The organism is Pseudomonas sp. OTU750018 (assembly GCF_011636575.1).
Lineage (GTDB): Bacteria > Pseudomonadota > Gammaproteobacteria > Pseudomonadales > Pseudomonadaceae > Aquipseudomonas > Aquipseudomonas peli.
In genome coordinates, this window is record NZ_JAAPAU010000007.1 from 1 (window position 1) to 542 (window position 542).

1 rRNA gene is annotated in these 542 nt (G+C 45.4%); it reads right to left on the bottom strand.

Going from position 1 to position 542, the window contains the following annotated elements:
• Positions 1-437 precede the first annotated feature (437 nt).
• A 5S ribosomal RNA gene (rrf, locus tag HCI85_RS20865) occupies positions 438-542 on the bottom strand; the annotation flags it as partial.

The window sequence follows — 542 nt, forward strand, 5'->3', positions numbered from 1 at the left end:
GACTTGCATGTGTTAGGCCTGCCGCCAGCGTTCAATCTGAGCCATGATCAAACTCTTCAGTTCAATACTGCTTGGGTTTTGAGAAAACCCTAAACTTAGCTCAGCAATCGTTGGTTACATCTTTGATCTCTCGCGGAGTAACTTGTGATGCTGATAATCTTGCGACTAGCAGTCTTACCTCACAAGCACCCACACGAATTGCTTGATTCAGTTGTTAAAGAGCGGTGGTTAAGTCTTTCGTCTCAACCGAGGCGCGCATTCTACAGCAGCCTCATCTTGCGTCAAGCTATTTTTCGAAGTTCTTTTAGAAAAAGTTCTTTTTACTCAATCACTTGCATTCAAACTTGTTAGCATCGGCTTTGATCGCTCAAAACTTCATGCTTGTACTAATAGTAAAACCCCCGACCAGTTTCCTGATCGGGGGTTTTGGTATAGGTGCTTGACGATGACCTACTCTCACATGGGGAAACCCCACACTACCATCGGCGATGCATCGTTTCACTACTGAGTTCGGGATGGGATCAGGTGGTTCCAATGCTCTA